General features: G+C 61.5%; 21 protein-coding genes. 16 read left to right on the top strand and 5 right to left on the bottom strand.

Annotation, left to right across the window (positions count from 1 at the left end; genetic code table 11):
* Positions 1–65: 65 nt before the first annotated feature.
* The gene (locus QCE63_RS28270; protein WP_309837792.1) at positions 66–1,100 is read right to left on the bottom strand and encodes an ABC transporter substrate-binding protein; all 1,035 of its coding nucleotides are present in this window, start codon (positions 1,098–1,100) and stop codon (positions 66–68) included.
* Positions 1,101–1,171: 71 nt separating this feature from the next.
* Complete coding sequence (locus tag QCE63_RS28275) at positions 1,172–2,281, bottom strand: ABC transporter ATP-binding protein (RefSeq protein WP_309837793.1); 1,110 nt, start codon at positions 2,279–2,281, stop codon at positions 1,172–1,174.
* A 202-nt stretch (positions 2,282–2,483) separates the two neighbouring features.
* On the opposite strand from QCE63_RS28275, the gene QCE63_RS28280 reads away from it, so the two are divergent.
* From QCE63_RS28280 to QCE63_RS28335, 12 genes are all read left to right on the top strand, one after another.
* On the top strand, positions 2,484–3,977 hold the full coding sequence (locus QCE63_RS28280) for a PLP-dependent aminotransferase family protein (RefSeq protein ID WP_309837795.1): 1,494 nt from the start codon (positions 2,484–2,486) through the stop codon (positions 3,975–3,977).
* Positions 3,978–4,395: 418 nt separating this feature from the next.
* Positions 4,396–4,947 carry a fimbrial protein gene (locus tag QCE63_RS28285; protein WP_309837796.1) on the top strand — a complete coding sequence of 184 codons (552 nt, stop codon included), beginning with the start codon at positions 4,396–4,398 and terminating at the stop codon, positions 4,945–4,947.
* 111 nt (positions 4,948–5,058) lie between these two features.
* On the top strand, positions 5,059–5,799 hold the full coding sequence (locus QCE63_RS28290; RefSeq protein ID WP_309837798.1) for a fimbria/pilus periplasmic chaperone: 741 nt from the start codon (positions 5,059–5,061) through the stop codon (positions 5,797–5,799).
* A 269-nt stretch (positions 5,800–6,068) separates the two neighbouring features.
* Complete coding sequence (locus QCE63_RS28295; protein ID WP_309837799.1) at positions 6,069–8,567, top strand: fimbria/pilus outer membrane usher protein; 2,499 nt, start codon at positions 6,069–6,071, stop codon at positions 8,565–8,567.
* A 154-nt stretch (positions 8,568–8,721) separates the two neighbouring features.
* Positions 8,722–9,714 carry a fimbrial protein gene (locus tag QCE63_RS28300; RefSeq protein ID WP_309837800.1) on the top strand — a complete coding sequence of 331 codons (993 nt, stop codon included), beginning with the start codon at positions 8,722–8,724 and terminating at the stop codon, positions 9,712–9,714.
* Positions 9,715–9,792: 78 nt separating this feature from the next.
* A complete protein-coding gene (locus tag QCE63_RS28305) occupies positions 9,793–10,302 on the top strand; it encodes a fimbrial protein (RefSeq protein ID WP_309837803.1) in 510 nt (169 codons plus the stop codon).
* Positions 10,303–10,748: 446 nt separating this feature from the next.
* Positions 10,749–11,270 carry a fimbrial protein gene (locus tag QCE63_RS28310; RefSeq protein ID WP_309837805.1) on the top strand — a complete coding sequence of 174 codons (522 nt, stop codon included), beginning with the start codon at positions 10,749–10,751 and terminating at the stop codon, positions 11,268–11,270.
* Positions 11,271–11,471: 201 nt separating this feature from the next.
* Positions 11,472–11,627: a hypothetical protein gene (locus QCE63_RS28315; protein ID WP_309837807.1), complete on the top strand. Its 156-nt coding sequence runs from the start codon at positions 11,472–11,474 to the stop codon at positions 11,625–11,627.
* 1,001 nt (positions 11,628–12,628) lie between these two features.
* Positions 12,629–13,753 (top strand): hypothetical protein, encoded by a 1,125-nt coding sequence (locus QCE63_RS28320; protein ID WP_309837809.1) that lies wholly within the window; start codon positions 12,629–12,631, stop codon positions 13,751–13,753.
* Positions 13,641–14,873: an HlyD family efflux transporter periplasmic adaptor subunit gene (locus QCE63_RS28325; protein WP_309837811.1), complete on the top strand. Its 1,233-nt coding sequence runs from the start codon at positions 13,641–13,643 to the stop codon at positions 14,871–14,873. The genes QCE63_RS28320 and QCE63_RS28325 overlap by 113 nt, the downstream gene beginning before the upstream one ends.
* A gap of 2 nt (positions 14,874–14,875) precedes the next feature.
* Positions 14,876–16,984: a peptidase domain-containing ABC transporter gene (locus QCE63_RS28330; RefSeq protein WP_309837813.1), complete on the top strand. Its 2,109-nt coding sequence runs from the start codon at positions 14,876–14,878 to the stop codon at positions 16,982–16,984.
* Positions 16,977–18,299 carry a TolC family protein gene (locus QCE63_RS28335; RefSeq protein WP_309837815.1) on the top strand — a complete coding sequence of 441 codons (1,323 nt, stop codon included), beginning with the start codon at positions 16,977–16,979 and terminating at the stop codon, positions 18,297–18,299. The genes QCE63_RS28330 and QCE63_RS28335 overlap by 8 nt, the downstream gene beginning before the upstream one ends.
* A gap of 7 nt (positions 18,300–18,306) precedes the next feature.
* Here the strand turns inward: QCE63_RS28335 and QCE63_RS28340 are convergent, their stop codons facing one another.
* Positions 18,307–18,888, bottom strand: coding sequence for a TetR/AcrR family transcriptional regulator (locus QCE63_RS28340; RefSeq protein WP_309837817.1), 582 nt, complete (start codon positions 18,886–18,888; stop codon positions 18,307–18,309).
* A gap of 120 nt (positions 18,889–19,008) precedes the next feature.
* Here QCE63_RS28340 and QCE63_RS28345 point away from each other — a divergent pair, with 120 nt between their 5' ends.
* Positions 19,009–19,476, top strand: a complete 468-nt coding sequence (locus QCE63_RS28345) for a nuclear transport factor 2 family protein (RefSeq protein WP_309837818.1) — start codon at positions 19,009–19,011, stop codon at positions 19,474–19,476.
* 8 nt (positions 19,477–19,484) lie between these two features.
* Here the strand turns inward: QCE63_RS28345 and QCE63_RS28350 are convergent, their stop codons facing one another.
* Complete coding sequence (locus tag QCE63_RS28350; protein ID WP_309837820.1) at positions 19,485–20,507, bottom strand: transporter; 1,023 nt, start codon at positions 20,505–20,507, stop codon at positions 19,485–19,487.
* Positions 20,508–20,788: 281 nt separating this feature from the next.
* Between QCE63_RS28350 and QCE63_RS28355 the strand changes: the two genes are divergently transcribed.
* From QCE63_RS28355 to QCE63_RS28365, 3 genes are all read left to right on the top strand, one after another.
* The gene (locus QCE63_RS28355; protein ID WP_309837822.1) at positions 20,789–21,154 is read left to right on the top strand and encodes a hypothetical protein; all 366 of its coding nucleotides are present in this window, start codon (positions 20,789–20,791) and stop codon (positions 21,152–21,154) included.
* A gap of 66 nt (positions 21,155–21,220) precedes the next feature.
* Positions 21,221–21,655 carry a response regulator gene (locus QCE63_RS28360; protein ID WP_309837824.1) on the top strand — a complete coding sequence of 145 codons (435 nt, stop codon included), beginning with the start codon at positions 21,221–21,223 and terminating at the stop codon, positions 21,653–21,655.
* Between the two features lie 320 nt (positions 21,656–21,975).
* Complete coding sequence (locus tag QCE63_RS28365; protein WP_309837826.1) at positions 21,976–22,254, top strand: hypothetical protein; 279 nt, start codon at positions 21,976–21,978, stop codon at positions 22,252–22,254.
* A gap of 130 nt (positions 22,255–22,384) precedes the next feature.
* Here the strand turns inward: QCE63_RS28365 and QCE63_RS28370 are convergent, their stop codons facing one another.
* On the bottom strand, positions 22,385–23,344 hold the full coding sequence (locus QCE63_RS28370) for a chemotaxis protein (protein ID WP_309837827.1): 960 nt from the start codon (positions 23,342–23,344) through the stop codon (positions 22,385–22,387).
* Positions 23,345–23,603 lie beyond the last annotated feature (259 nt).

Genomic DNA, 23,603 nt, shown 5'->3' on the forward strand with positions numbered 1-23,603 from the left:
GGGATGTCTCCTTCCCGGCCGCGCTTCATTTCGCCAGCGCGGCCGCCGGTTTCACGGTTGCGCGCTTACTTCGTCGCCCACGCGGTGAAACGCTGTTCGAGTTCGTCGCCATGGTCAGTCCAGAACGCCATGTCCTGCAGCACCGCGTTCTTCGCGTTGTCCGGCGAGTTCGGCATGTCCGCCTTGGTCTTCGCGTCGAGCGCGGAGATTGCCGCCTTGTTCACCGGACCGTAGGCGATGTTCTTCGCATACGTTTCCTGCGGCTTCTGCGACACCGAATACGCGATGAACTGCGTCGCCACGTCCTTGTTCGGCGAGCCCTTCGGAATGGCCCAGTAGTCGAGGTCGTAGATGCTGCCGTTCCACACGACCTTGAGGTTCTTGCCTTCCTTGCGCGCGGCGTCGATGCGGCCGTTATAAGCGGTGGACATCACCACGTCGCCGGCGACCAGGAACTGCGGCGGCTGCGCGCCGGCTTCCCACCACTGGATGTTCGGCTTCAGTTCGTCGAGCTTCTTGAACGCGCGATCCGCGCCGGCCTTCGTGCCGAGCACCTTGTACACGTCCTTCGGCGCGACGCCGTCGGCCATCAGCGCGAACTCGAGGTTGTAGCGCGCGCCCTTGCGCATGGCCCGCTTGCCGGGGAATTTCTTCGTGTCCCAGAAGTCGGCCCAGCCGGTAGGCGCAGTCTTGAGTTTGTCGGCGTTATAGGCGAGCGCCGTCGACCATACGAAGAAGCCGACGCCGCAAGTCGCGGGCGACTCGGGCACGAGGTCCGATTTCTTCGCGATCTTCGACCAGTCCAGCTTCTCATACAGACCTTCGTCGCAGCCGCGTCCCAGGTCGCCCGATTCGACTTCGACCACGTCCCAGTTCACGTGCTTGGCCTCGACCATCGCCTTGACCTTGGCCTGCTCGCCGTTGTACTCGACGGCCGTGACCTTGTTCTTGCTCGACTGCTCGAACGGCTGGTTGAACGCGACCTTCTGCGCGTCGCCATTGGCGCCGCCGAAGTTGACGACGGTGATTTCCGCCGCGCCCGACGCCGCCGACGCGCACGCGAGCGCGGCCGTCATGGAACACAGTGCGAACTTCTTCATGATGGTTTCCTCTGTTTGCTTGTTTTATCGAAGGACCTGCGGGTGGACGGCACAACGTGTGGCTGGAAAGTTCAGGCGAACACGCGCAGATGCTCGGGCGCGAATTCGAGCGCGACGGGCGCGCCGGGCGTGAATGCGTCGAGCGCGGCGGTGCCGAGCGGCACCTTGACGAAGCATTCGTCCTGCTCGCGCACGCCACAGCGCATGCGCACGTGGTCGCCGAAATAGATCAGGCTGCGTGCCTCGCCGGACAGCGCGTTGCTGTTGCCGTTCGCATGGCCGTTGCCGTTGCCGCTGCCGTGCGTGAGCGTCATGCGCTCGGGCCGGATGCACGCGACGGCCGGCGCGCCCGGCTTGGCGTTCGCGATGTTCAGGCCGGAGAGGCGCGTGCCGTCGGCGAGGCGGATGGCGCAGTAGTCGCCCTGCGCCTGTTCGATGGTGCCGCGCAGCCGGTTGCTGTCGCCGATGAAGTTGGCGACGAACTCGTTGCACGGCGCTTCGTACAGGTGATCGACGGTGTCGAGCTGCTGGACGATGCCCTTGTCGAACACCGCGACGCGGTCCGACATCGTGAGCGCCTCGCCCTGATCGTGCGTGACATACACGAAGGTGACGCCGAGCTTTTCATGCAGCGCCTTCAGTTCGATCTGCATGTGCTCGCGCAGTTGTTTGTCGAGCGCGCCGAGCGGCTCGTCCATCAACACGAGCTTGGGTTCGAAAACGAGCGCGCGCGCCAGCGCGATGCGTTGCTGCTGTCCGCCCGACAGCTGCGCCGGATAGCGCTTCGCGAAACTCTCCATGCGCACCATCCTGAGCGCGTGGTCGACGCGATGGGCGCGTTCCTCGGCGGACATCTTGCGCACCGACAGCGGATAGTCGACGTTCTGCTGGACCGAGAGATGAGGAAACAGCGCGTAGTTCTGAAACACCATGCCGATGTCGCGCTTGTGCGGCGGCACCTTGTTGAGCAGCTTGCCGTCGAGCCAGATCTCGCCGCCGGTCGGAAACTCGAAGCCCGCGAGCATCATGAGACAAGTGGTCTTGCCGGAGCCGGACGGACCGAGCAGCGTGAGGAATTCGCCTTGGTAGATGTCGAGATCGAGCGCCTTGACGACGAGCGTCTCGCCGTCGTAAGTCTTTCTCACCCCGCGAAAGCTGACGATCACCTGATCGGATTTCATCGTCGGTGTCTCCCTTCGGAAATTCTGGTGGCTTCCTTATCCGCCGGGCATACGGAGATACCCGGAAATTTCTTCTCTTGCTTCGGATAACTATAGCCCGGCACGGTTCTACAATGGGGAGCCATTTCAATATTCAGAATGGAACCACTTGAGACGGTGTGCGTGTTGGCAGTGAAGTAAAGAAAAAAGAGGAGACAGGCGCATGGACACCATCATCCTGGCCGACTGGCTGAGCGCGCGGCTCGACCGTTCGGCCGCCGAGCCGATGTATCGTCAGATGCTCGAGCTGATGCAGCAGGCCATCCTGACGAGCCAGCTCGCGCCCGGCACCAAGCTGCCGAGCTCGCGCACGCTGGCAATCGATCTCGGCATCGCGCGCAATACCGTGCTGCACGTCTATGACCAGCTGACGGCCGAAGGCTATGTGAGCTCGACTACCGGCAGCGGCACCTACGTCGCCGACACCGCGCCACGCGACGGCGCGGCCAGCCCGCAGCGCCCGGACGAACCCAAGCCGCCCAGCGCCATCTCGCGCCGTGGCGAGCGGCTGATCGCGCAGGCGGGCGTGTCGCCCAGGCAGTGGGGCGCGTTCATGCCGGGCGTGCCGGACGTCGCGGAGTTTCCGGCGCGCACCTGGAGCCGCTTGCAGGCGAAGCTCTGGAAGCGTCCCAGCCCCGATCTGCTCACCTACGCGCCCGGCGGCGGCTACCGGCCGCTGCGCCGCGCGTTGTCGGATTACTTGCGGGTCGCGCGGTCGGTGAAGTGCCAGCCCGACCAGATCATCATCACGACGGGCATTCATCAGTCGATCGACCTGGCCGTGCGCCTGCTCACCGATTTCGGCGATCGCGCGTGGGTCGAGGAGCCGTGCTACTGGGGCGTGCGCAGCGTGCTGCAGTCGTCGGGGCTGACGCTCGCGCCGGTTCCCGTCGACGCCGAAGGGCTCAATCCGGGCGCGCACGACATGGCCCATCCACCGCGCGTCGCGCTGGTGACGCCTTCGCATCAGTATCCGCTCGGCATGGTGATGACGCTGGCGCGGCGCCGCGCACTGCTGGAATTCGCGCGCCAGCACAAGGTGTGGATCATCGAGGACGACTACGACAGCGAATTCCGCTACGGTAGCCGGCCGTTGTCCTCGCTGCAGGGACTCGACGAATCCGGCCAGGTCATCTACGTCGGCAGCCTGGGGAAGATGCTGTATCCCGGCTTGCGGATGGGCTATATGGTCGTGCCGGACGATCTCGTCGATTCATTCCGCACCGGCGTGGCGGAGTTGTATCGCGAAGGGCAACTGATGCAGCAGGCGGTGCTGACGGAATTCATCCTGGACGGGCATCTCACTTCGCACGTGCGGCGCATGCGCGGGCTGTACGGCGAACGGCGCGAGTTGCTGATCCATGCGATTCGCGCCCGCTTCGGCGACGCACTGCCGGTGCGCGGCGACGAAGCCGGGCTGCATTTCGTGCTTGAACTGCCCGGCCATGCCGATGACCGGGCCATCGCCGCCGACGCGCTCGCCGCGGGCGTGGTGACGCGGCCGTTGATCAATTACTACCTGAAGCAGGAGGAGGCGCTGCGCGGCCTGATGCTGGGCTATGCCTGCGTGCCGAATGCCGAGATCGCACCCAACTTCGCGCGTCTCGCGGAGGTGATCGAGCGCGCGCTGGCGCCGGTGGCGATGGCTTTCGGTTGAAGGCGTGGATGGAAAGCGTGCTTTCACGCATGCAATAAGAATAGACCGATGCAGCTGAGCAAGCTGCATAGCTCGATAAACAGCAAGTTGAATCGGTTATCCGACAACAAGCCGCTTATTTTCCATTGCCCTGCGTAAGACTTATCCTGAATTAGCGATCGCTCCTGCTGCAGAATCAAATAGTAGGAAAGATCGTGTAACAAAAATCGATCGGATATTGCATCATTCGTTCCGCGTTTCATGATTCTGTATTCGTTACTTGGTCATCCGAATCAAAATAGGATAAATCTGGGACGAGTGACATTGAAACCGCAACCCCGGGGTTAAGGTGTGGGTAATGATAGATCACCACCTGGTCTATTAGAAAACGACGACACTGGAAACACCAGATGTTAATAATCGATTGGAGTAACAGGAAATGAAGAAGATTGCTGTCTCGGCGCTTGTCGCTGGTATTTTGGGTACGGTCGCCGCAGGCGCATATGCCGATGCAGGCACGATCCAGTTCAACGGTGAATTGATTGCCGGAACGTGCGACACCGACGTCAACGGCGGCGGTTCGGCCGACGGCACGGTTGCGCTGCCGAAGGTTCAGACGCGCGACTTGACAGGTGCTGCCGGCAAGATCACCGCCGGCGACACCAGCTACAAGATCGCACTGAAGAACTGCACGCCGGTGTCGGGTCACTCGAAGGCGGCGGTGTTCTATCAGGCAGGTGCCACGGTTGATCCGGTCGACGGCCGTCTGATCGTGCAGCCGGGCGGTGCGGAGAACGTCAAGCTCGAACTGTTGAACCAGGACGGCACGCAGATCAAGGTGGGTTATGCAAGCGACCTGCAGAACTCGAAGCCGGTGGACATTTCGTCGGGCACGGCCACGCTGTATTACATCGCACGTTACTACGCCACCGGCCAGACCAAGGCAGGCGCGGCTAACTCGTCCGTCGTGTACAGCATCGACTATCAGTAAATTTGGTTTCCCGAAGGCGGACCCGGTTATCTGAGGGTTTGCTGAAAGGCGGGCGGGCTTGTTTGGCCGCCTGTTTGTAATCAGCTTGAGGTTAGGTGTTGCATCGTCACCATGAAACTGGCAAAGAAACTGGCAAGGATCGCGACTACATTCGTCGTGGTGTGGGGATTTTCTGTCTGCGCGCAAGCTTCGGTGGTCATCGCCGGTACGCGGGTTGTCTATAACCAGAGCGAATCGGAAGTCACGGTCAAGCTCACGAATAATGGCAAGGTTCCAGGCCTCGTGAAGGTCTGGCTGGACAAGGGCGATCCAGATGCCAGGCCAGATACGATCGAAGTGCCGTTCACCATTACGCCTCCACTGATGCGGATCGACCCCACCAAGTCGCAGACCCTGCGCATCATGTTTGCCGGTGAGCCATTGCCCGCAAATAAAGAGTCGATCTTTTATTTGAATGTTCTGGAAGTTCCGCCCAAAGCCACGGGCGAGTCCGCCTCCGCCAATCAATTGCAGCTGGCTTTCCGCACGCGCATCAAATTCTTTTATCGTCCTTCCGCCCTCCAGAAGCAGTCTGTGGATGCCGCGGGACAGGTCGTGTGGCATCTGAAGCAGGACCACGGGAAGACGATGATCGAGGCGTCGAATCCCACGGAGTATCACGTTTCGTTCGACAGCGTCACGTACTCCGACGGCACGCGTACCGCGTCTTTCATTGATGGTGGCATGGTTGCGCCCGGCGAGACGAAAGAGTTTCCGCTAAAGGGTGATGTGCCGAACTCCGGCAAGGTTGCCTGGACAGTCATCAACGATTACGGCGGGCCTCAGCATGGCGAATCGCGCCTGGCGCCCTGAGCGTTTCACTCAACAGTTTTCTCCAATGACTTCCCGGCGCGAGGTTGGGCGCCGGGGCGGTCTTTCACGCCTTGATCCGTAGCAAAGCGTAGCGTGCTGGAACGAAGGCATGCGCGGATTTTCGTCCAGCCTTTTGTTCGAAGTACCTACCCATTATGCAATTCGGAAGAACTCAAATGTTCGGTCTGTCGAAACGACCGATCAGCGTTGTGACGCTGCAAGCAATTGCCGCGATGGGTGTCAGTGCCCAGGCGCTGGCGGATGAATCGATGAAACTCTCGCAGGTCGAATTCAATGACCAGTTTCTCGATTCAGGCAGCGGCGAGAAAGTCGATATCTCGCGATTCAACAAAGGCCAGCAAGTCCTGCCGGGTACGTACCGGGCCGAGACTTTCGTGAACGACATGTGGCGCGGAAAGTTCGATGTCGATATCCGCGAGACCACATCGGGTTCGGGTGAGGTCCGGCCTTGCTTCAACAGTGATTTGCTGGAGCGGATCGGCGTGGACCTCAGGAAGCTCTCGCCCGAGTCGGCGGCGAAGCTCGCTGCGGCGGAGGGCGGCGCCGAGGGTGCAGCCGGGAAGACCGCGTGTTTCGCGCTGTCGGACCTGATTCCGAGTGCGTTCGCCTCGTTCGATGGCGGTGAGCAGCGACTGGACGTCAGCATTCCGCAGATCGTGATGTTCAGCCGTGCGCGCGGTTACGTGGACCCGAAGTACTGGGACGAAGGCATTCCCGCAGCCACGCTCCAATACAACGCAAACGCCTATCACAGCACGGCCGGCGGTTTCACGAACGATTCACAATATCTCGGCGTGACGGGCGGCCTGAATGCGGGGCCGTGGCGGTTCCGCTACCAGGGCAACCTGAACAGCTCCAACGCGGCCGGCACCCATTTTCAGACGGTGCAGACCTACGCACAGCGCGGCTTCAGCGATATCAAGAGCCAGCTCTCGCTCGGCGACACCTTCACGGACGGCGCCCTGTTCGACAGCTATGGCGTGCGCGGTGTCACGCTGGGCACCGACGACCGCATGTACCCCGAGTCGCAACGAGGCTATGCGCCGATCGTGCGCGGCATCGCGAACAGCAATGCGCGCGTGCAGGTGCGGCAGGGCGGCAACATCATTTACGAGACCACGGTCGCGCCCGGCGCGTTCGAGCTGAACGATCTGTATCCCACGGGTTATGGCGGCAATCTCGATGTGATCGTGACCGAGGCCGACGGGACCCAGCACGTATCCACCGTGCCGTATGCAGCGGCGGTCAACGCACTGCGGCCAGGGATTACGCGTTACAGCGCCACCATCGGGCAGTATCGCGATGCGTCGCTGAACATTCATCCGTTCGTCTCGCAGGTGACGGTGCAGCACGGCATCAGCAACCTGCTGACGCTGTATGGCGGCTTCACGGGCGCTGACCAATACTTCGCGGGCATGATGGGCGCGGCGATCAATACGAAGATCGGCGCCTTCGGTTTCGACGCGACTCACGCAACCGCGAGTTTCAAGCGTGTCGGCACGCACAACGGCATGAGCTTCCGCTTGAGCTACAGCCAGCTGCTCCAGCCGACCAATACGAATATCGCCATCGCGGCCTACCGCTATTCGACCAACGGCTTCTACAGCCTGTCGGACGCGATGGTCATGCGGCAGTTGTACGAAACGGGCGATCCCGAGCAGATGACGGCGCGGCAGAAGTCGCGCATGCAATTCACGGTCAACCAGGCCCTGGGACCGAACGGCCGGTACGGCTCGGCCTATGCCATCGGCTCCATTGCCAATTACTGGAATCGTTCGGGGCAGGACACGCAGCTTCAGGTGGGCTATTCGAACAGCTGGAAGCGGATCACGTATGGCGCGTCGTTCGTGCGGCAGTTCGTCGTCAACACGAACAAGTGGGATAACCGCGTGATGTTCAACGTGATGATTCCGCTGGGCCTGGGCGCGCGCGCGCCGGTGTCATCGAGCAACTTCCAGTATGACTCGGCGAATCGCGCCTACAGCTTGCAGGAGTCGATCAACGGAACACTTGGCACCGACAACGCTCTTTCCTACGGCATCAACGCCAATTACAGCGACGGCGGCAATGCCGGTTCGAGCGCGACGTCCGTCGGCGGCAATCTGGGCTACGTGGCGCCGTTCGCTCAGATGACCCTGAACGGCAGCACGGGCCGCAACTATTCGCAAGTCGGAGCGGGGGTGTCGGGCGGCGTGGTGGCCTGGAAGGGCGGCGTCGCGTTCACGCCGACCATGGCGGAAACCATCGGCATCGTCGAGGCCAGGGACGCCGCTGGCGCGCGTGTCGCGAGCGGCGCGGGGCTCCGCGTCGATCCATGGGGGCATGCGGTCGTCTCGGGCATGCAGCCGTACTCGAACAACGATATCGAAATCGACCCGAAGGGCTTGCCGATCAACGTCACGCTGAAGTCGACGGTGCAGCGTTCCGCGCCCACCGCGGGCGCCGTGGTGGCGTTGAAGTTCGACACGGAAGATTCCGGCCGCGCGGCGGTGATGCACGTCACACAGCCGGATGGCAAGCCGCTGCCGTTCGGTTCGCAAGTGTTCGACGACAAGGGCGACAACGTGGGCGTGGTGGCCCAGGGCAGTCGAATTATCGCAACGGGTCTGAAGATCGACGAGGGCAGGATGCATGTCAAATGGGATGACTCGCCGAATCAGACGTGCGCGGTGCGCTATCGACTGCCGCCGATGCAGAAGAACAAGCAGCCAGCTTCACTGGCCATTTCCGATGGCGTCTGCGGATAAGCCTGGCGCGCACCATTTCAACGAAGGACAGAACATGAGAGTAATGGAAAGAGCGGTGCGGTTGTGGATCCGTTGCGGGCTGTATTGCGCCGGTGTATTGGCGATTACGTCTGGACATGTGTGGGCAACGTCGTCCTGCCATTCGAATCCGCCTTTGGCCTATACGCTGAATTTTCCGGCAACCGTGGCGGTGGCGCGGGACCTTCCGGTTGGATCGCCGTTGACGGCGTGGATCAGCACGCCGTACGTCACCAATTATTGGACATGCAATCAATCCGATGGCTGGTACACCGGTACCGACTTCGAAGCGGCGGGCATTATCCCCAACTCGCAGACTTCCTACACGCGCGTCTACGACGGTCTGGCCTTTCCCGTCTATACGACGAACGTTCCTGGCGTGGGCATGGCTTTGGGAGGTTATATCTATACCGATGGCCTGCGTCGTGGCCCGTTTGGCTTCAATGGGCTCGGCGCGCAACGGAACAAAATTAATACCGCTGCCAATAACGGCGGCCAGTTGGTCGCATCACTGGTCAAGATTGGAAATATCACGCCGGGGACGGTGACCGGGCAACTTGCTCAGGCCTTTTCGTGGGAATCAGCGACCAGAACAGAACCTCCAGGCAACCTGAATCCGGCTGCGGGCGTCGTCAATTTCTATATGACGCCCGTCGTCATCACGGTTCTGACGTGTCAGACGCCTGACGTCACCGTCGATATGGGCACGCAGACGCCTGCCGACTTTCCCGGCGTTGGAGCGCCTTCGAACAAGTCGCGATCGTTCAACTTGAGCTTCAACAATTGCCCGGCAGGGGGGGCGGACGCCAGTGATCCACAGAGCCTTTCCGGGCTCATTCATAGCGTTCAGTACAGGATCGATCCCGTCTCGCCGGATCGTATGGTTCCGGGCTATAGCAACGTCGTTGCGCTCGACAGCGGAACCTCGCAGGCAAGTGGCATCGGCATCCAGCTTTATGACAGCACAGGTGCGGTCGTTCCGATGGCGACGCTTCGCCCGCTCGGTGGCTTTGATGGAACAAAGGCGAGCAGTTACAGCGTTTCAATGAAGGCGAACTATTTCCGAACGGGCGCAATCAGCCCGGGAACCGGCAACGTCACCATGTACATGACAGTGCAGTATGAATGACATTAATGGCGAGACGAACGCCCCCGGTTCATCGCTCGATGTTTGAGAGGCTGATTTTTGTAAGGGAAAGAAAACACCATGTCCAATTCGAAATCCTTGATCGCTGCGGCAGTGCTGATGACATCAGCCTCCGCGTGGGCGGCTGATGCGACGCTCTTCTTTACCGGGAAGATCATTCTTCCCACCTGCGCGGTGAATGCAGCGTACGTTACCCAGACCATTGACCTGGGAACGGTAAAGATCCCTGACTTCACGGGTACGACGCTGAGCCCCAAGGCATTCCAGATCAATCTTGAAAGCTGCGTGCCGGGAACCAGCGTCTCGATGACCGTCAACGGTACGATCGACACGGTCACCAGCGTGCTCAAGAACACAGGCGATGCCGGCAAGGTCGGCGTACAACTTCTCAAGTCGGCGACGGTAGGCGCCACCACGGGTACCGCGATCGTGATGGGCACGGCCATGTCGCTGGGCGCCGTAGATGCGACCAACAAGATGACCATTCCGATGGTGGCGCAGTTCTACAAGCTCGGAACGCTGACGCCTGGGGACCGTGGCAGCCAGCGCGACTGTGAACTTTACCTATAACTGACCGTGCCTGGGACTTGAGCATGAGTATCAGGGGTAGCGGACAGCATCGAGCGAAAGAACCGTTACAAGCTCATTCATAGCGTGCAATACAGGATCGATGCCATCTCGCAGGATCGTTTGGTTCACGGTTATAGCAATGTCGATGCGCTCGACGGTGGAACCTTGCAGGCAGATGGAATCGGCATCCGGCTTGATGATTGAACAGGGCGCGGCCGTTTCACTCTTGACCCTCGGGCCGTTCGGACGCTTTGATTGAACAAAGGCGAGCAGCTACAGCGTATCAATGAAGGGCGGGCTATTTCCGTACGGGCGCAATCAGCCCAGGCATCGGCAACGCCACGATGTTGATGACAGTGCAGTAGGAGTGACATCCGTGGCGAGACGAACATCCCGTTCTATTGCTCGATGTTTTAAAGGCTGATTTTTAAGGAAACGAAAACACCATGTGCATTTCGACATTATCGAAATCTTTGATCGCTGCGTCAGTGCTGATGACCTCAGCTTCCGCGTGGGCGGTCGATGCGACGGTCAACTTCACCGGGAAGCTCATTCTTCCCACCTGCGCGGTGAATGCAGCGTACGTTACCCAGACCATTGACCTGGGAACGGTAAAGATCCCTGACTTCACGGGTACGACGCTGAGCCCCAAGGCATTCCAGATCAATCTTGAAAGCTGCGTGCCGGGAACCAGCGTCTCGATGACCGTCAACGGTACGATCGACACGGTCACCAGCGTGCTCAAGAACACAGGCGATGCCGGCAAGGTCGGCGTACAACTTCTCAAGTCGGCGACGGTAGGGGACACCACGGGTACTGCGATCACGCTGGGAACGGCCATGTCGCTCGGCGCTGTAGATGCGACCAACAAGATGACCATTCCGATGGTGGCGCAGTTCTACAAGCTCGGAACGCTGACGCCTGGGACCGTGGCAGCCAGCGCGACTGTGAATTTCACCTATAACTGACCGTTCCTCGCATTTTGGAATGTCAGTGATTGATCGAAGTTGATCGCGAGCGTTATAGGTCGTTCGCTGATTAAAGATAGAAGAAAAAAGGTTCTTATTCGTGCTGCGAGTAGGGGCGGACATGTGCCGCTTCAACACGCGCTTGAAGCAATGGAAGTGCAAGACAGAGTCCCTCTGTCACTCAGAAAAGGAGTAAATCAGATGGAAAAAATCAAGCGACAGGATCTGGAAAACATGTTTGTTGCAGGAGGCGGTTCAAGCTCAAGTATTAGCGTCTCGAATACGACTGTGAATATCAATGCCTCCATATCGCGCACCAATACGAAAACACCGACCTTGTCAATTTCCGTTACGTAGCTTCTGACTGGATACATATCAATAGGAATCAGCTGATTCCTGGTTGGATTATGCTCGGTAAATCAGGCCGCTGATCGTCGGCTGTTAAATAAAGGCCAGATTCACTCAATGTGAATCCGGCCTTTTTGCCTTTTCAGGAATCTCACTGTGCTTGGTGATTTCAGGGATTGAGCCTGTCCAGGCTGCGCGAAACTTTTTCACCGACGCATAGGGGTCTGGGGCGGTGAATATGGGCTGAGCGGACTGCCATCCGTCACGGGAAGGTCAGATTATGAAACTCTTGACGATCCGATCGACGCCTCGCTGGCCGATTACGGGGAAGTTCAACCGGTATATAGGAGCTGGATTGAAAGCCTGCCGGCACCTGCTGAATCTAGGATTTGGATTAAGTCTGACTGCTTCGGTTATTTTGAAAAAGACAGATGTGTAACTTTAGATTGTCGCGTATCCGTTATTCAAACGTGCTTCTATAATTTCAATCACCGGCGATTAACAAGTTTGTTGAATCCGACAACTTGTAAAGCAAGTGCCTTTGATATTCGCCGGAATTTTATTTTTAACTGAGGTTTTTAAAATGCAGAAGATTGACCGTAACACACTCATCAAGTCGCAAATCGCTGGTGGTACGGCGAAGGGCGGCTCGAGCTCCAGCTCGGCATCGTACTCGACCACGACTGTGAACATTTCACTGTCGATGTAAGTCAGCAAGCGCGCCGGAATCCGTTCACGCGATAAAGGCGCGCTTCAACTCCAGTTTGTCACCGTCATTCGAAGGAGAATCAAAATGCAAAAGATCGCACGCAAGGACCTGAATGTGTCGAACGTGGCCGGAGGCTGCAAGGCCTCGCGAGCCGCGGCAACCAACGTGACGTACGTCACGATCGTCGCGAAGAAGTGACGCGCTGACCGGCTACCGTCGGTCAGTACAGAAAGAAGCTTGAAAGAGAACGGACCTGCCAGGGTCCGTTCTCTTTCGAATCGCGTTACGGGGCACATTCAAGATGGCTACGCTTGGCTTTTTGATTCGACATTCTCTGGCGCGCGTGAAACTTTCGTTGCGTCGTGCGGTCTTGGGTCGGATTCCCGCGCCCTGGCTTGAACCGGTGGCCAAAACGGCCTGGAGGCTTCACAGCCTGTTCAGTTGCGACGTGCTTGCCAGCGGCAAGATACGCGCGGAGATCGGCAGAGACGTGCTGGGCTTGCCGAAATCGCAGGCAGATCGCGCAAGCATCGGCGCCCAGCTGGAGAGCCTGGTCGATCAACGTCTTCATTTCGGCCGACAGCTCAGGACGCAGGAAATCTGGCCGGACCTGGACGCCATCGCCCGCGAACTGGCAGAGCGCGTTGAGACGCTGAAACGCGAGGCGCCCGGACAGCCCGTGTTCCTGTCGCCGTTCCACTATGTCTCCCAATACGCCAACATCGCGATAGTCGAGCGCGTGGGACAGCTGCTCGGGCTGGAATCCATGGCGGTGGTGTCGGGCGTTCTGCAGAATCAATACGGCGACGATCACGCCCTCATCCCCGGCATCAAGGTGCTGTACACCTACGGCGACGAGCATCGCAACAACCTCGGCGTGCGCGTGGCGCGTTCGCTGAAGCGCGACGGCGTCGCGGTCCTGTTCGCCGACGTACCGCCCTTCACCATGCATCGTTATCCCATGCAGACCGCCGGCGTAACGATGTTCGGCAAGCATGCGCGCATTCACAACGGAATCTTCCGGCTGGGCGAGACCTTCAGGGCGCAGATGGTGCCGTTCTACCTGCGTTTCGGTCAAGGGAAATTCAGTCTCCGAAGCTTCGCGCCGCTGGACCTCTCAGTAGCCGCGGCGCCGCAGACGCTGGCGGACTACATCGAACCGCCTTGCTCGAAAACTACGAGCAGTGGTTGCCGGCAGGCCATCCGGCCATGTACGCGTTCGCGCCCACTCACTGACGCAGCCGGCCATTCCAACACTACGTGCGCAGTCCGTCGTCGCGCACTGACTACGCGCACAGCAAGCTCAATCCTCTATGCAACCAACCGATCTTCCTCACTTCAGGGACGTGCCCTGGCGCTGGATCGCGTATGCCACTTCGGCCTTCACGATCGTCGCGGTGACGTTTTCGTTCCGGCATCAGATTGAACTCAAGCAGGACGTGTCGGGCGAAATCATGTCGCCGTCCGAAATCAAGATTCAGGGCTTGTCGGGGCTCGTGTCTTCCATCTACGTGCGTCCATCGCAAGAAGTGGTGCCGGGCACGCCGTTGTTCCGCCTGCAACGCGACTTCTCGCTGAGCACGGACGGCCTGCGCCGCCAGGTCTTCGACCAGCAGATGCGCGAGGCGCAGATCGCCGCCATCGACGCCCAGTACAGCGAACGCCGCGCGCAGCTGAACGCGCAGCGTGCGGCATCGCGGACCACGGAAGCGAGCCGCCGGGCGGAGTTGGCCGCGCTCGATGCGCAGATCGCCCAGACCAGCCAGTTGGTCGGCGAGTATCAGCAGCGCCTGACGCGGCTGAATTCGGTGGCGGAGTACGTAACCGCCGACAAGGTCGAGCAAGCCCGCGCCGACGTGCATCAGGGCAAGGCGAGCGTGTCGCAGATCGTGGCGCGGCGTCAGCAGCTCAATGGCGAAATCGGCGCCGCGCGGAGCGCGCAGGCCGATCTCGCCGCCCAACTGGGCGAGCTCGACGCCCGCCGCGCGCGCGATATCCAGGACGTACAGGCCCGCTACGAGCAGCAGCGCCAGGACGCGACGGTGTCCGCGCCCCAGGGCGGCGTCGTGACGTTCTCGGGACTGGTGGCGGGACGCATGTTGTCGACGAGCGACGTCGCGCTGGTCATCGCGACCAAGGAGGGCGGGCCGCTGCGTGTCGCGCTGAGCATTCCGTCGCGGCGTCGCGGCTTCGTGCGCGAAGGCCAGCTCGTGCGGCTCAAGTTCGACGCCTTTCCCTACGCCAAGTTCGGCACCTACGAGGCGCGCATCGACTCCATTTCGGGAACCACCGTGCTGCCCGCGAGCCCGCCCAGCAACCAGGGCACGCCGGGCACGCCGGATCCGGAACAGACCGCGGGCTCGAAAGGCTCGGACAGCGAAGGTGACTATCTCGCGTGGGCCACGCTGCGCGGCAATACCTTCGACTTCGAAGGACAACAGTTCGCGATTCTTCCGGGCATGCGCGCGACCGCGAGCATCGTGGTGGAGCGCAGAAGCATCGCCGAATGGGTATTGGCGCCGCTGTTTCGAATGTTGAGGGGATAAACGTGCGAGTGATCTATCAGAATGAAGTGGCCGAATGCGGCTATGCGTGTCTGTCGATGGTGCTGTCGCATCTCGGCCGCTCGACGGAAGTGCGCGAGCTGTCGGCCTACAAGCCCATCTCCGCGAACGGCCTGAACTTGATGGACCTGTACGACGTCGCCATGGACTTCGGCCTGGCGGTGCAGGCGTATCGTTTCGACCCGTCGCATCTTTCTGAAGTCAAGAAGGGCTCGATCCTGCACTTCGGCGGCGCGCATTTCGTCGTGTTCGAGAAGGTCAGCCGAGGCTATATCAGCATCCTCGATCCTGCCACCGGGCGCCGGCGCGTGTCGATGGATACGTTCCGCTCGGCGATTTCCGGCTTCCTGCTCGAGTTTTCGCCCACGGCCGAGATGTCGCGCATCCGCGCGAAGTCGCGCGTGCCGGCGGCACTGAAGCGCGTGCGCGCCGTCAGTCCGCAACTGAAGCGGCAGATTGGCAAGGTGCTGTTCGTCGCGCTTGGCAGCCAGTTCGCCATTCTCTCGATGCCCTACTTCGGCAACCTCACGCTGGACTATGTCGTTGCGGCGGACAATCGCAACCTGCTGAACGTGCTGATCATGAGTTTCGCCAGCATCTTTCTGCTGGGCGCCCTGAGCGAGTACGTGCAGAAGTACCTGACCGAGTTGCTCTACACCCTCACGCAGATCAACTCGACGGAAGGCGTCGTGCGTCATCTGCTGCGCAATCCGATGTCGTGGTTCGAGAAGCGCCACGTCGGCGATGTCTTCGCCCGCGTGAAGGCGCAGGATGAAATCAGCGCGTATGCCACGCGCTCAGCGATTACGCTGCACGTCGATCTGGCGGTCGGCGTGCTGGCCCTCCTGCTGATGCTGATCCAGAGCGCGCAGCTCACGGTCATCGCGCTGGCGGTGTTTGCGCTGTATGTGCTCATTGCGCTGAGCATGTTCCCCGCGATGCGCGACACCCATGCGCTCGTGCTCGAAACCTCCGCGCGGTGCGACGACTCGCTGATCGAGACCATCCGTGCCGCGTCGCTGCTCAAGCTGGCCCAAGGCGAGACGCGCCGCACGGCCATTCACATGACCCTGTTCAAGGCCTATGCCTCGGCCCTGTTGCAGAGCAGCCGCCTGGCCTGCCGGCGCGACGGCTTTCTCAAGCTGGTCAACTACGCAGACACGCTCGTCATCACCTGGATGGCGGCGCGACTCATGCTGGGCGGCAAGATCTCGGTGGGCGTGTTCTATTCGTTCCTGATCTACAAGTCGCTGATGTCGGAGCGGCTCGCGAGCGCCATCGGCGCCATGTTCCAGTACTTCATGCTGAGCGTGCCGACGGCGCGCGTGGACGACATCGTCGAATGCGAGAACGAGCGCTATACGCCGCTGCCGGATATGCAGCGCGCAACGGAAGTGCGTCAGTTCGACTGCATCGACGTGCGCGATGTGACCTTCTGCTACGGCATTTCGGATCAGCCCGTGTTGCGCGATGCGAGTTTCCGCATCAACAAGGGCGACAAGATCGTCATCACCGGACCGTCCGGCAGCGGCAAGTCCACGCTGTTCAAGCTGTTGTCGGCGGCCGAGCCGTTGCAGCACGGGCAGATGGCATTGAACGGCATTGCGTGGCCGAATCTCGCCGTCGATGAAATCCGGCGGCACCAGGCGCACATGCGGCAGGGCGACATCATCCTGCATGGCTCCATCGCCGACAACATCACGCTGTTCGCGGGCCAGGCGGACGAGGACCGCGTCCACGCCATCCTCGACGACGTCGGTCTGCTGCCGGACGTCATGCGGCTGCCGATGCGCACGCGCACGATCATCAGCGACACCATCGCGAACATATCGGCGGGGCAGCGCCAGCGTTTGCTGCTGGCGCGGACGCTGTATCAGCAACGCGAGGTGCTGTTGCTCGACGAACCCACTTCGAATCTCGATCCGGCATCCGTGCAGCATATCGCCACGCTGCTGCGCAATCTCGATCGCACGGTGGTGGTGATCACGCATGACATGTCGCTCGCATCGTGGTTCGACCTCCGCTATCGCTTCGAAGACGGCGCGCTGGTGCGCGAAGACACTCGTGCCGAGCAGGAGGCCGCCTATGCTTAAGCGAAGCTTGAGCGCAACGGCGCTGTTCGTGCTGCTCGGATCCACGCATCTGGCGCACGCCGACGATCTCGCCACCGTCGTGCAGCAAGCGCTCGATTACGACGCGGAGCTGGCCCAGGCCCGCGCTGCTTACGAGGCCGCAAAGCTGGCGGTGCCGATCGCACGAGCGGGTTTGCTGCCGCAAATATCCGGCGGCTGGGGCCGCGCGTATAACCGTATCGACATCGACGCGTATCCGCGCCAGACCTACTGGCAGAGCGGCTGGATGGTCAACATCGCGCAGCCGCTGTTCGACTGGAGCAAGTGGACGGCCTACCGGCAGGCGGATTACATCGTTGCGCAAGGGGCCGTGGACCTGGCTGCGGCGCAGCAGAAGTCCATCCTTCGCGCCGTGCGCGCCTACTTCGACGAACTCGGCGCGGAAGACGAAGTGAAGCGTTCGGGCGAGTATCTGAAGGCCATTGAAACGCAGCGCGAGCAGGTGCGCCGCAAGCGCGCGGCGGGCGAGGCGACCTTGATCGACGAACGCGAAATCGACGCCGCGCGCGAACAGGCGCAATTGCAGGCGACGGACGCGCAAGAGGAACTTGGGATCAAGCGTCGCGCCGTGCAGCAGGCGACGGGGCAGCCTTTCGTTGCGCTGGCGCCGCTGCCGGCCGACATGACCCCGCCGGGTCTGACTGACGGGCAGGAGGCCTGGGCCGAGCAGGCGAAGACGAGCGCGTATGAAGTGCAATCGAAGGAACTGGGCTGGAAGATCGCGCAGTTCGATTCCGCAAAGGCGTGCGCGGCGGGATATCCGGTCGTCAGCGTAACGGGCAGCTATACGCCGGCGGGCGCGGCGGGCGGTTATTCGCGTCCGACCACGACCACGGTCGGCATGTTGCAGGTGCAGGTTCCGCTGTTCGCGGGTGGCGAGATCCAGGCGCGGGTGAAGCAATCGCTCGCGCAGCAGGACAAGGCGGAGCAGAGCTTCAACGCGGCTGCCGTGCAGGCCGAAGCCGCCGCGCGCGACGATCACGCGCGCTATGTGCGCGAACGCATTCGCAGCGAATCGCTGACGCATCTCGTTGCGACGGCGCACGACTCGCTTCAGGCGACGACCGTCGGCTTCAAGGTGGGTAGCCGCGCGAGCAGCGACGTCCTGCGCGCCATCGACACGCTCTATACCGCGAAGCGCGACCTGTTGCGTTCGCGTTATGAGGCGCTGGTTGCGTTTCTGCGGCTCAAGGCGGACGCGGCGACGCTGAGCATGGAAGACATCGATTCGATGAACGCGCTGCTCGGCGCTTCACCCGAAGCGTCTTCGCGTTAAGACTGCGCTAATCGGCGCTGGCGCTCCGCTTCACCGCGCGCACCAGGCGCGCGAGCGCTTTCAACGCATCCGCCGGCGAGTCGGCGAACTGCGCGCCGACAATGGCGCCGTCCACGGCAAGGGCGAGCGCCTGCGCGTCGGCTTTGGCGGTGCGCGTGGCCGGCAGGAGTGCGCGGATGGCCGACGTCATGTCGCGCTTGTGCCGTCGCGCGATATCCACCGCCTGCGGCAGCGTGCCGCCAATTTCCACAACCGAGTTAATGAACGCGCAGCCGCGATAGCTTTCGGCGCCGAACCATTCCGCCAGCGCCGGCACCAGCGCCGACAGCGTACCGCCGTGCCGTTGCAACGCGTCGTTGAACCAGTTCATCCAGTTGTCGTGCCGGAACTCGAGAAACGCGACAATCAGATCGTCCTTGCTCGGAAAGTAACGATAGAACGTCTTCTTCGCGACACCCGATTCGGCGATCACGCGGTCGATGCCCGTGGCGCGAATGCCGTCGCGATAGAACAGATCATGGGCTGTCTGGAGAATGCGTGCATCGGGCGCACGTTCCGCGAAGTCGATCAGGGAGGCTGCCGTATTCATGCGGGCGATTGTAGACAGGTTCGTCTACCTGCGCTAGAGTGCGTCGGGGTAGACAGACTTGTCTACTCAGAAACGACCGTTCCTGTATTAGCCGTCATTCTGTACAGAGGAGGAATCGTCATGGAAAGCAAGCCGCCGTTCCCGCCGTTCGATGAAGAATCGGCTCGTTTGAAGGTGCGTCTCGCGGAAGACGCTTGGAACACGCGCGAACCGGAGCGCGTGTCGCTCGCTTACAGCACGGATACGCGCTGGCGCAATCGCGCTGAATTCGCGAACGGACGTGAGGAAGTGGTGGCGTTCCTGCGCCGTAAATGGGCGCGCGAATTGGACTACCGCCTGATCAAGGAACTGTGGGCATACACGGGCAATCGCATTGCGGTGCGCTTCGCGTATGAATGGCACGACGATGCCAACAACTGGTATCGCAGCTACGGTAACGAGAACTGGGAATTCAACGAGCTGGGGCTGATGACGCATCGTCATGCGTCGATCAACGATCTGCCCATCAAGGAAGCGGACCGGAAATATCACTGGCCGCTTGGCCGCCGTCCCGACGAGCATGCAAGCCTGAGCGACCTGGGCTTCTGACTCGGCGCTCAGCCGTTGCGACGGCGCCGGAAGGCCCACCATCCCGCCAGCGCGGTGAAGCTTGCGACGATCACCACGAGCAGCCAGAAGCCGTGGTGATTCTCCGCAAGCGGAATGCCGCCGACATTCATGCCGAAGAAGCCCGCAACGATATTGATCGGCAACGCCAGCACGGTCACGAGCGTCAGCGTGAACAGGGTGCGGTTGGTCTGTTCGTCCATGCGGGTGCCCACTTCTTCTTGCAGCAGCTTGATGCGCTCGACGAGACCCGCGAGGTCGTTGAGCACGAGCGAGAATTCTTCGGTGGCGTCGCGCAGGTCCTGGATATCCTGGGCATGCAGCCAGCGCGGCGGCCGCGCAAGCAGCCGGAACACGGAGCCAGGTTCCGGCGCGAGCAGGCGTTGCAGCCTGACCAGCACCCGGCGCAGGCCGCCCAGGTCGGTGCGCATCTCGGTGCCGCGCATCGACAGGAAGCGGTCTTCAAGGCCATCGACCTCGACGCTCGTGCGCCGGACGATCTGCACCAGCAAGTCGGCCTGATCGCGCAGCAGATGCGCCAGCACTTCGGCCGGCGAGCGGAACACCTCGCCGCGCCGGACCGACTCGCGCAACGAGTCGACCGATCGCAACGGCTTGAGACGTGCGGTCACGATCAGCTTCTGGTGCGTATAGACCCACAATGTGGCGATCTCGGAAGGCGTCAGTTCGAAATTGAACATCACGTCGTTGATGAGCGCGAACAGCGCGCCCTCGTGATGTTCGAGGCGCGTCGAGTGCGAGCCTTCGTGCAGCGTGTCGAAGAACGCGTCCGGCAAGCCGAGCCGGCCGCGCATCCAGCGCTCGCAGGCACTGTTGGCCAGATCGAAATGCAGCCAGACGAATTCCTTGGTGGTGTCGTCGCGGGCGAGCCATTCGCTCGCGGCCTCTGCATCGATCGGCTCGCCCGGCTGATCGACGTGGAATCGAAAGCCGCAGACGAGGCCGGAAAAATCGGAGCCGTAAGGCGGTCTTTGCAGGGTAGCGGGATTCATGCAGGATTCATGCGGAATTCGGTTGCGGTTCTGGTGCGATCTGCGCGTCTGCGATAGACGCCGCGGCGGACGCGACGCGCCAGTGTGCCATCGGTCGCGCCCCGAATCGTGATCGTAACGCGTGCCGGCCGCGAAACGTTGGCGGCGAGTGCATCGGCGCATGCAAATATGACTGTCATATTGGCGGCGTATGATCGGCGCACCGGAGACGGGCGCTCATGCGGCGTCCGCATCGGGCCGGCCGCGCACCGGGCGCCGCGCGCCAACTTGGGGAGAAGGCTTTGGAAGACCATGACGATCTGGACGGCGTGACTCAGACCACCGCCGGAGGACTCATCCGGCTGACATCGGTCATCGCGACGCTGACGCGGGAAAGCGCGATCGATACGCGCTTCGGCGCAAAACTCCTCAAGCGTCTGGACAAGGAGGCGCGCCGCGTGGCACAGAGCGGCGCGATGCTGGACGACGCCGAGCAGGCGGCGCTGCTTGGCGCGCTCGGCGAGCTGGATCTCGTGTTGCGCCAGCGCGACGCCGCTTCGCTGGTCGAAGCCAACGCCCGTCTGCGCGACACCGAAGCGGCGTCGAGCAAGAAGCGGAAGGGCAAGAAGGACGATCAAGCCGCCTCGTCCGCCGACGACGCCGCCTGAACCCGGTCGAGGCGGGCGGGATCGATTCGTGCTGCACTGCGGGCATCTGTGTCCGTCGGTTGCCCCATGTCCGTTTCCCTGCATTCCCCTCATTGCGCGCTGTGGTCGCGCCGTAATGTCGACGTAAATCGCGACCGGTGGCGCATCCTGGTCGTCGACGACAACGCCTTCAGCGCCGAGGCGCTTTCCGCCGCATTGATTTCGGACGGTTTCGACACGCGCTTCGCGCTCTCGGGCGTGGATGCGCTGCACGCCGTCGATCGTTGGGTGCCGCACGTTGTCATTCTCGACATCACCATGCCCGAACACGACGGCTACGCGACCGCGCGGGTGCTGCGCCGCATCGCCCATACGCGCGACGCGGTGATCATCGCGTTCACGGCGCTCGGCGAGGAAAGCGTGCGGCCGCAGGGGCTGCCTGCAGGCTTCGACGGCTATTGCCAGAAGGGCAATCCGCCCGGCGCGCTGGTTCATCTGATCGAGCGTCTGGTCGTTCACTGATAACGTCGATAATCACGCCTGCCAATGTTCTTTGCGCACGCTCGTGCGCTAAAAATTGTTCCGTCCCCGCCGAATGAAGCTCGCGGTGACTGGACATTTTCTCCTGCTCCAAACCATTGTCTGGAAAGCCATTGCGCGGTTTAAGCACGATTGTGCGGCCAGCGATTGTTGGCGATGGACGAAAACTGTATTGAAACTAATGGGGATAAAAAAGCGATAGTAGGGGTATACACTGCATTCCATCGACGTAGCAGACAGTTTCTCGCAAGACCGCTGCGGCGCTTTCTGATTGAACGTCAACCGTCTTTGGAGCACACACCATGAAACGCAATCTTCTCGCTACCCTGCTTATCGCTGTTTCCGCCGCTGTCGCCGCCCCCGCTTTTGCAAGCGGCTACGGTCCGGCTCCGTTCTACCGTCCGGCTGTCGGCGCGCCCGCTTCGCAACAAGGCCCGAGCGCGCAAGCCATCGCTGCTCAGGAAAACGCCAACGGCGTGAACACGACCGCTTTCGGCGGCTCGCGTGAATCGCTGGCTCAATCGGGCAATCGCGCCCAATCGAGCAACAACAACGCGCAATCGGTTTTCTTCGGTCACTGATCGAACCGGTCAAGCCTGGCGTACCGGCCGGGTTGACTGTCTGACGGAATTTCGGCGCCCGGCGGTGCAGACTCACAAGGTCTGCATCACCGGGCGCCGAACGTTTAGGGAACGCTTTTTCAGGCCGGGGTCACGCGGCCCGGGCGAGGGCGCTGCGCATCACGGTGGCCAGCTCCGAGGGCTCGAATTTCGATACGTAGGCATTCGCGCCGACCTTGCGCACGTGCTGTTCGTTCGCCGAGCCGGACAGCGACGAATGGATCACCACCGGAATGTGCATCAGGCTGCTGTCGGCCTTGATGCGGCGCGTGAGCGTGAAGCCGTCCATTTCCGGCATTTCGAGATCGGTGAGTACGAGGGCGATCCGATCGGCGATTTCGGTGCCGTCCTTCTGCGCTTTCTTCAGCGCGGCTTCCAGCACGTTCCACGCTTCCTGGCCGGTTTTGGTCATGACGTAGGGCACGCCCATCGCGGCGAGGCTTTGCTCGATCAGCGCGCGCGCCACGCCTGAATCGTCGGCGGCGAGCACGCGTGCGCCCGGCCTCAGTTGCAGGCGGCCGGTGCTGGCTTCGGTGATGTCGGCGGTCTGTCCCGGCAGCACGTCGCGCACGATGCGCTCGACATCGAGTACCTGCGCCAGCCGCGAGCCGTCGATGTTGCCATCCAGCCGCGCGAAACTCGTCACGGCGGTGCCGCCCGAGTGCGATTCCGCCGACAGCACCTGGTTCCATTCGAGCCGCACGATATCGTCGACTTCCTCGACGGCGAAGCCTTGCGTCGTGCGCGCGAATTCGGTGACCAGCAGGATTTTCGGACCGTTCTTGGGACGGCAACCGGTGATGCGCGCGAGATCGATCACCGGAATGATCTGGCCGCGGATATCGGCGACGCCCAGAATCTCCTCGTTCGATCCGGCGACGGCCGTGATCGACGGCATCGCGAGAATCTCGCGGACCTTGAAGACGTTGATGCCGTAAAGCTCGCGCTGCTCTGAGCCTGGCGCCTCGCCGAGTCTGAAAAGGAGCAATTCGAACATGTTGCTGCCTGCGAGCCGCACGCGCTGCTCGATATCCTGTTGTGAAGTGCTCACCTGTTCTCCGTAAGCGGCGCGTTGCGCCGCGTTGCTGTCCTGTATGCCGCATCCGGCGATGATGTCCGCCGGGTGTCTGAATAGCGGCAGGCGTCGCGGAAACTGAAGGAAGACGGCGCGCGGCCGTTGCACGATGCAGGCGGCGCGCCGCACCGTTGATCTATACTTTTTGCCGAATGGTCGGGTTAATGCCGATGAGGGCGTCGCGTGCGAGGCTTTAGGCTCTTGAAAGGCGCATGACAAGACCGTCGCCGAAAGA

The sequence above is a fragment of the Caballeronia sp. LZ065 genome (assembly GCF_031450975.1).
In the GTDB taxonomy this organism is placed as follows: Bacteria; Pseudomonadota; Gammaproteobacteria; order Burkholderiales; family Burkholderiaceae; genus Caballeronia.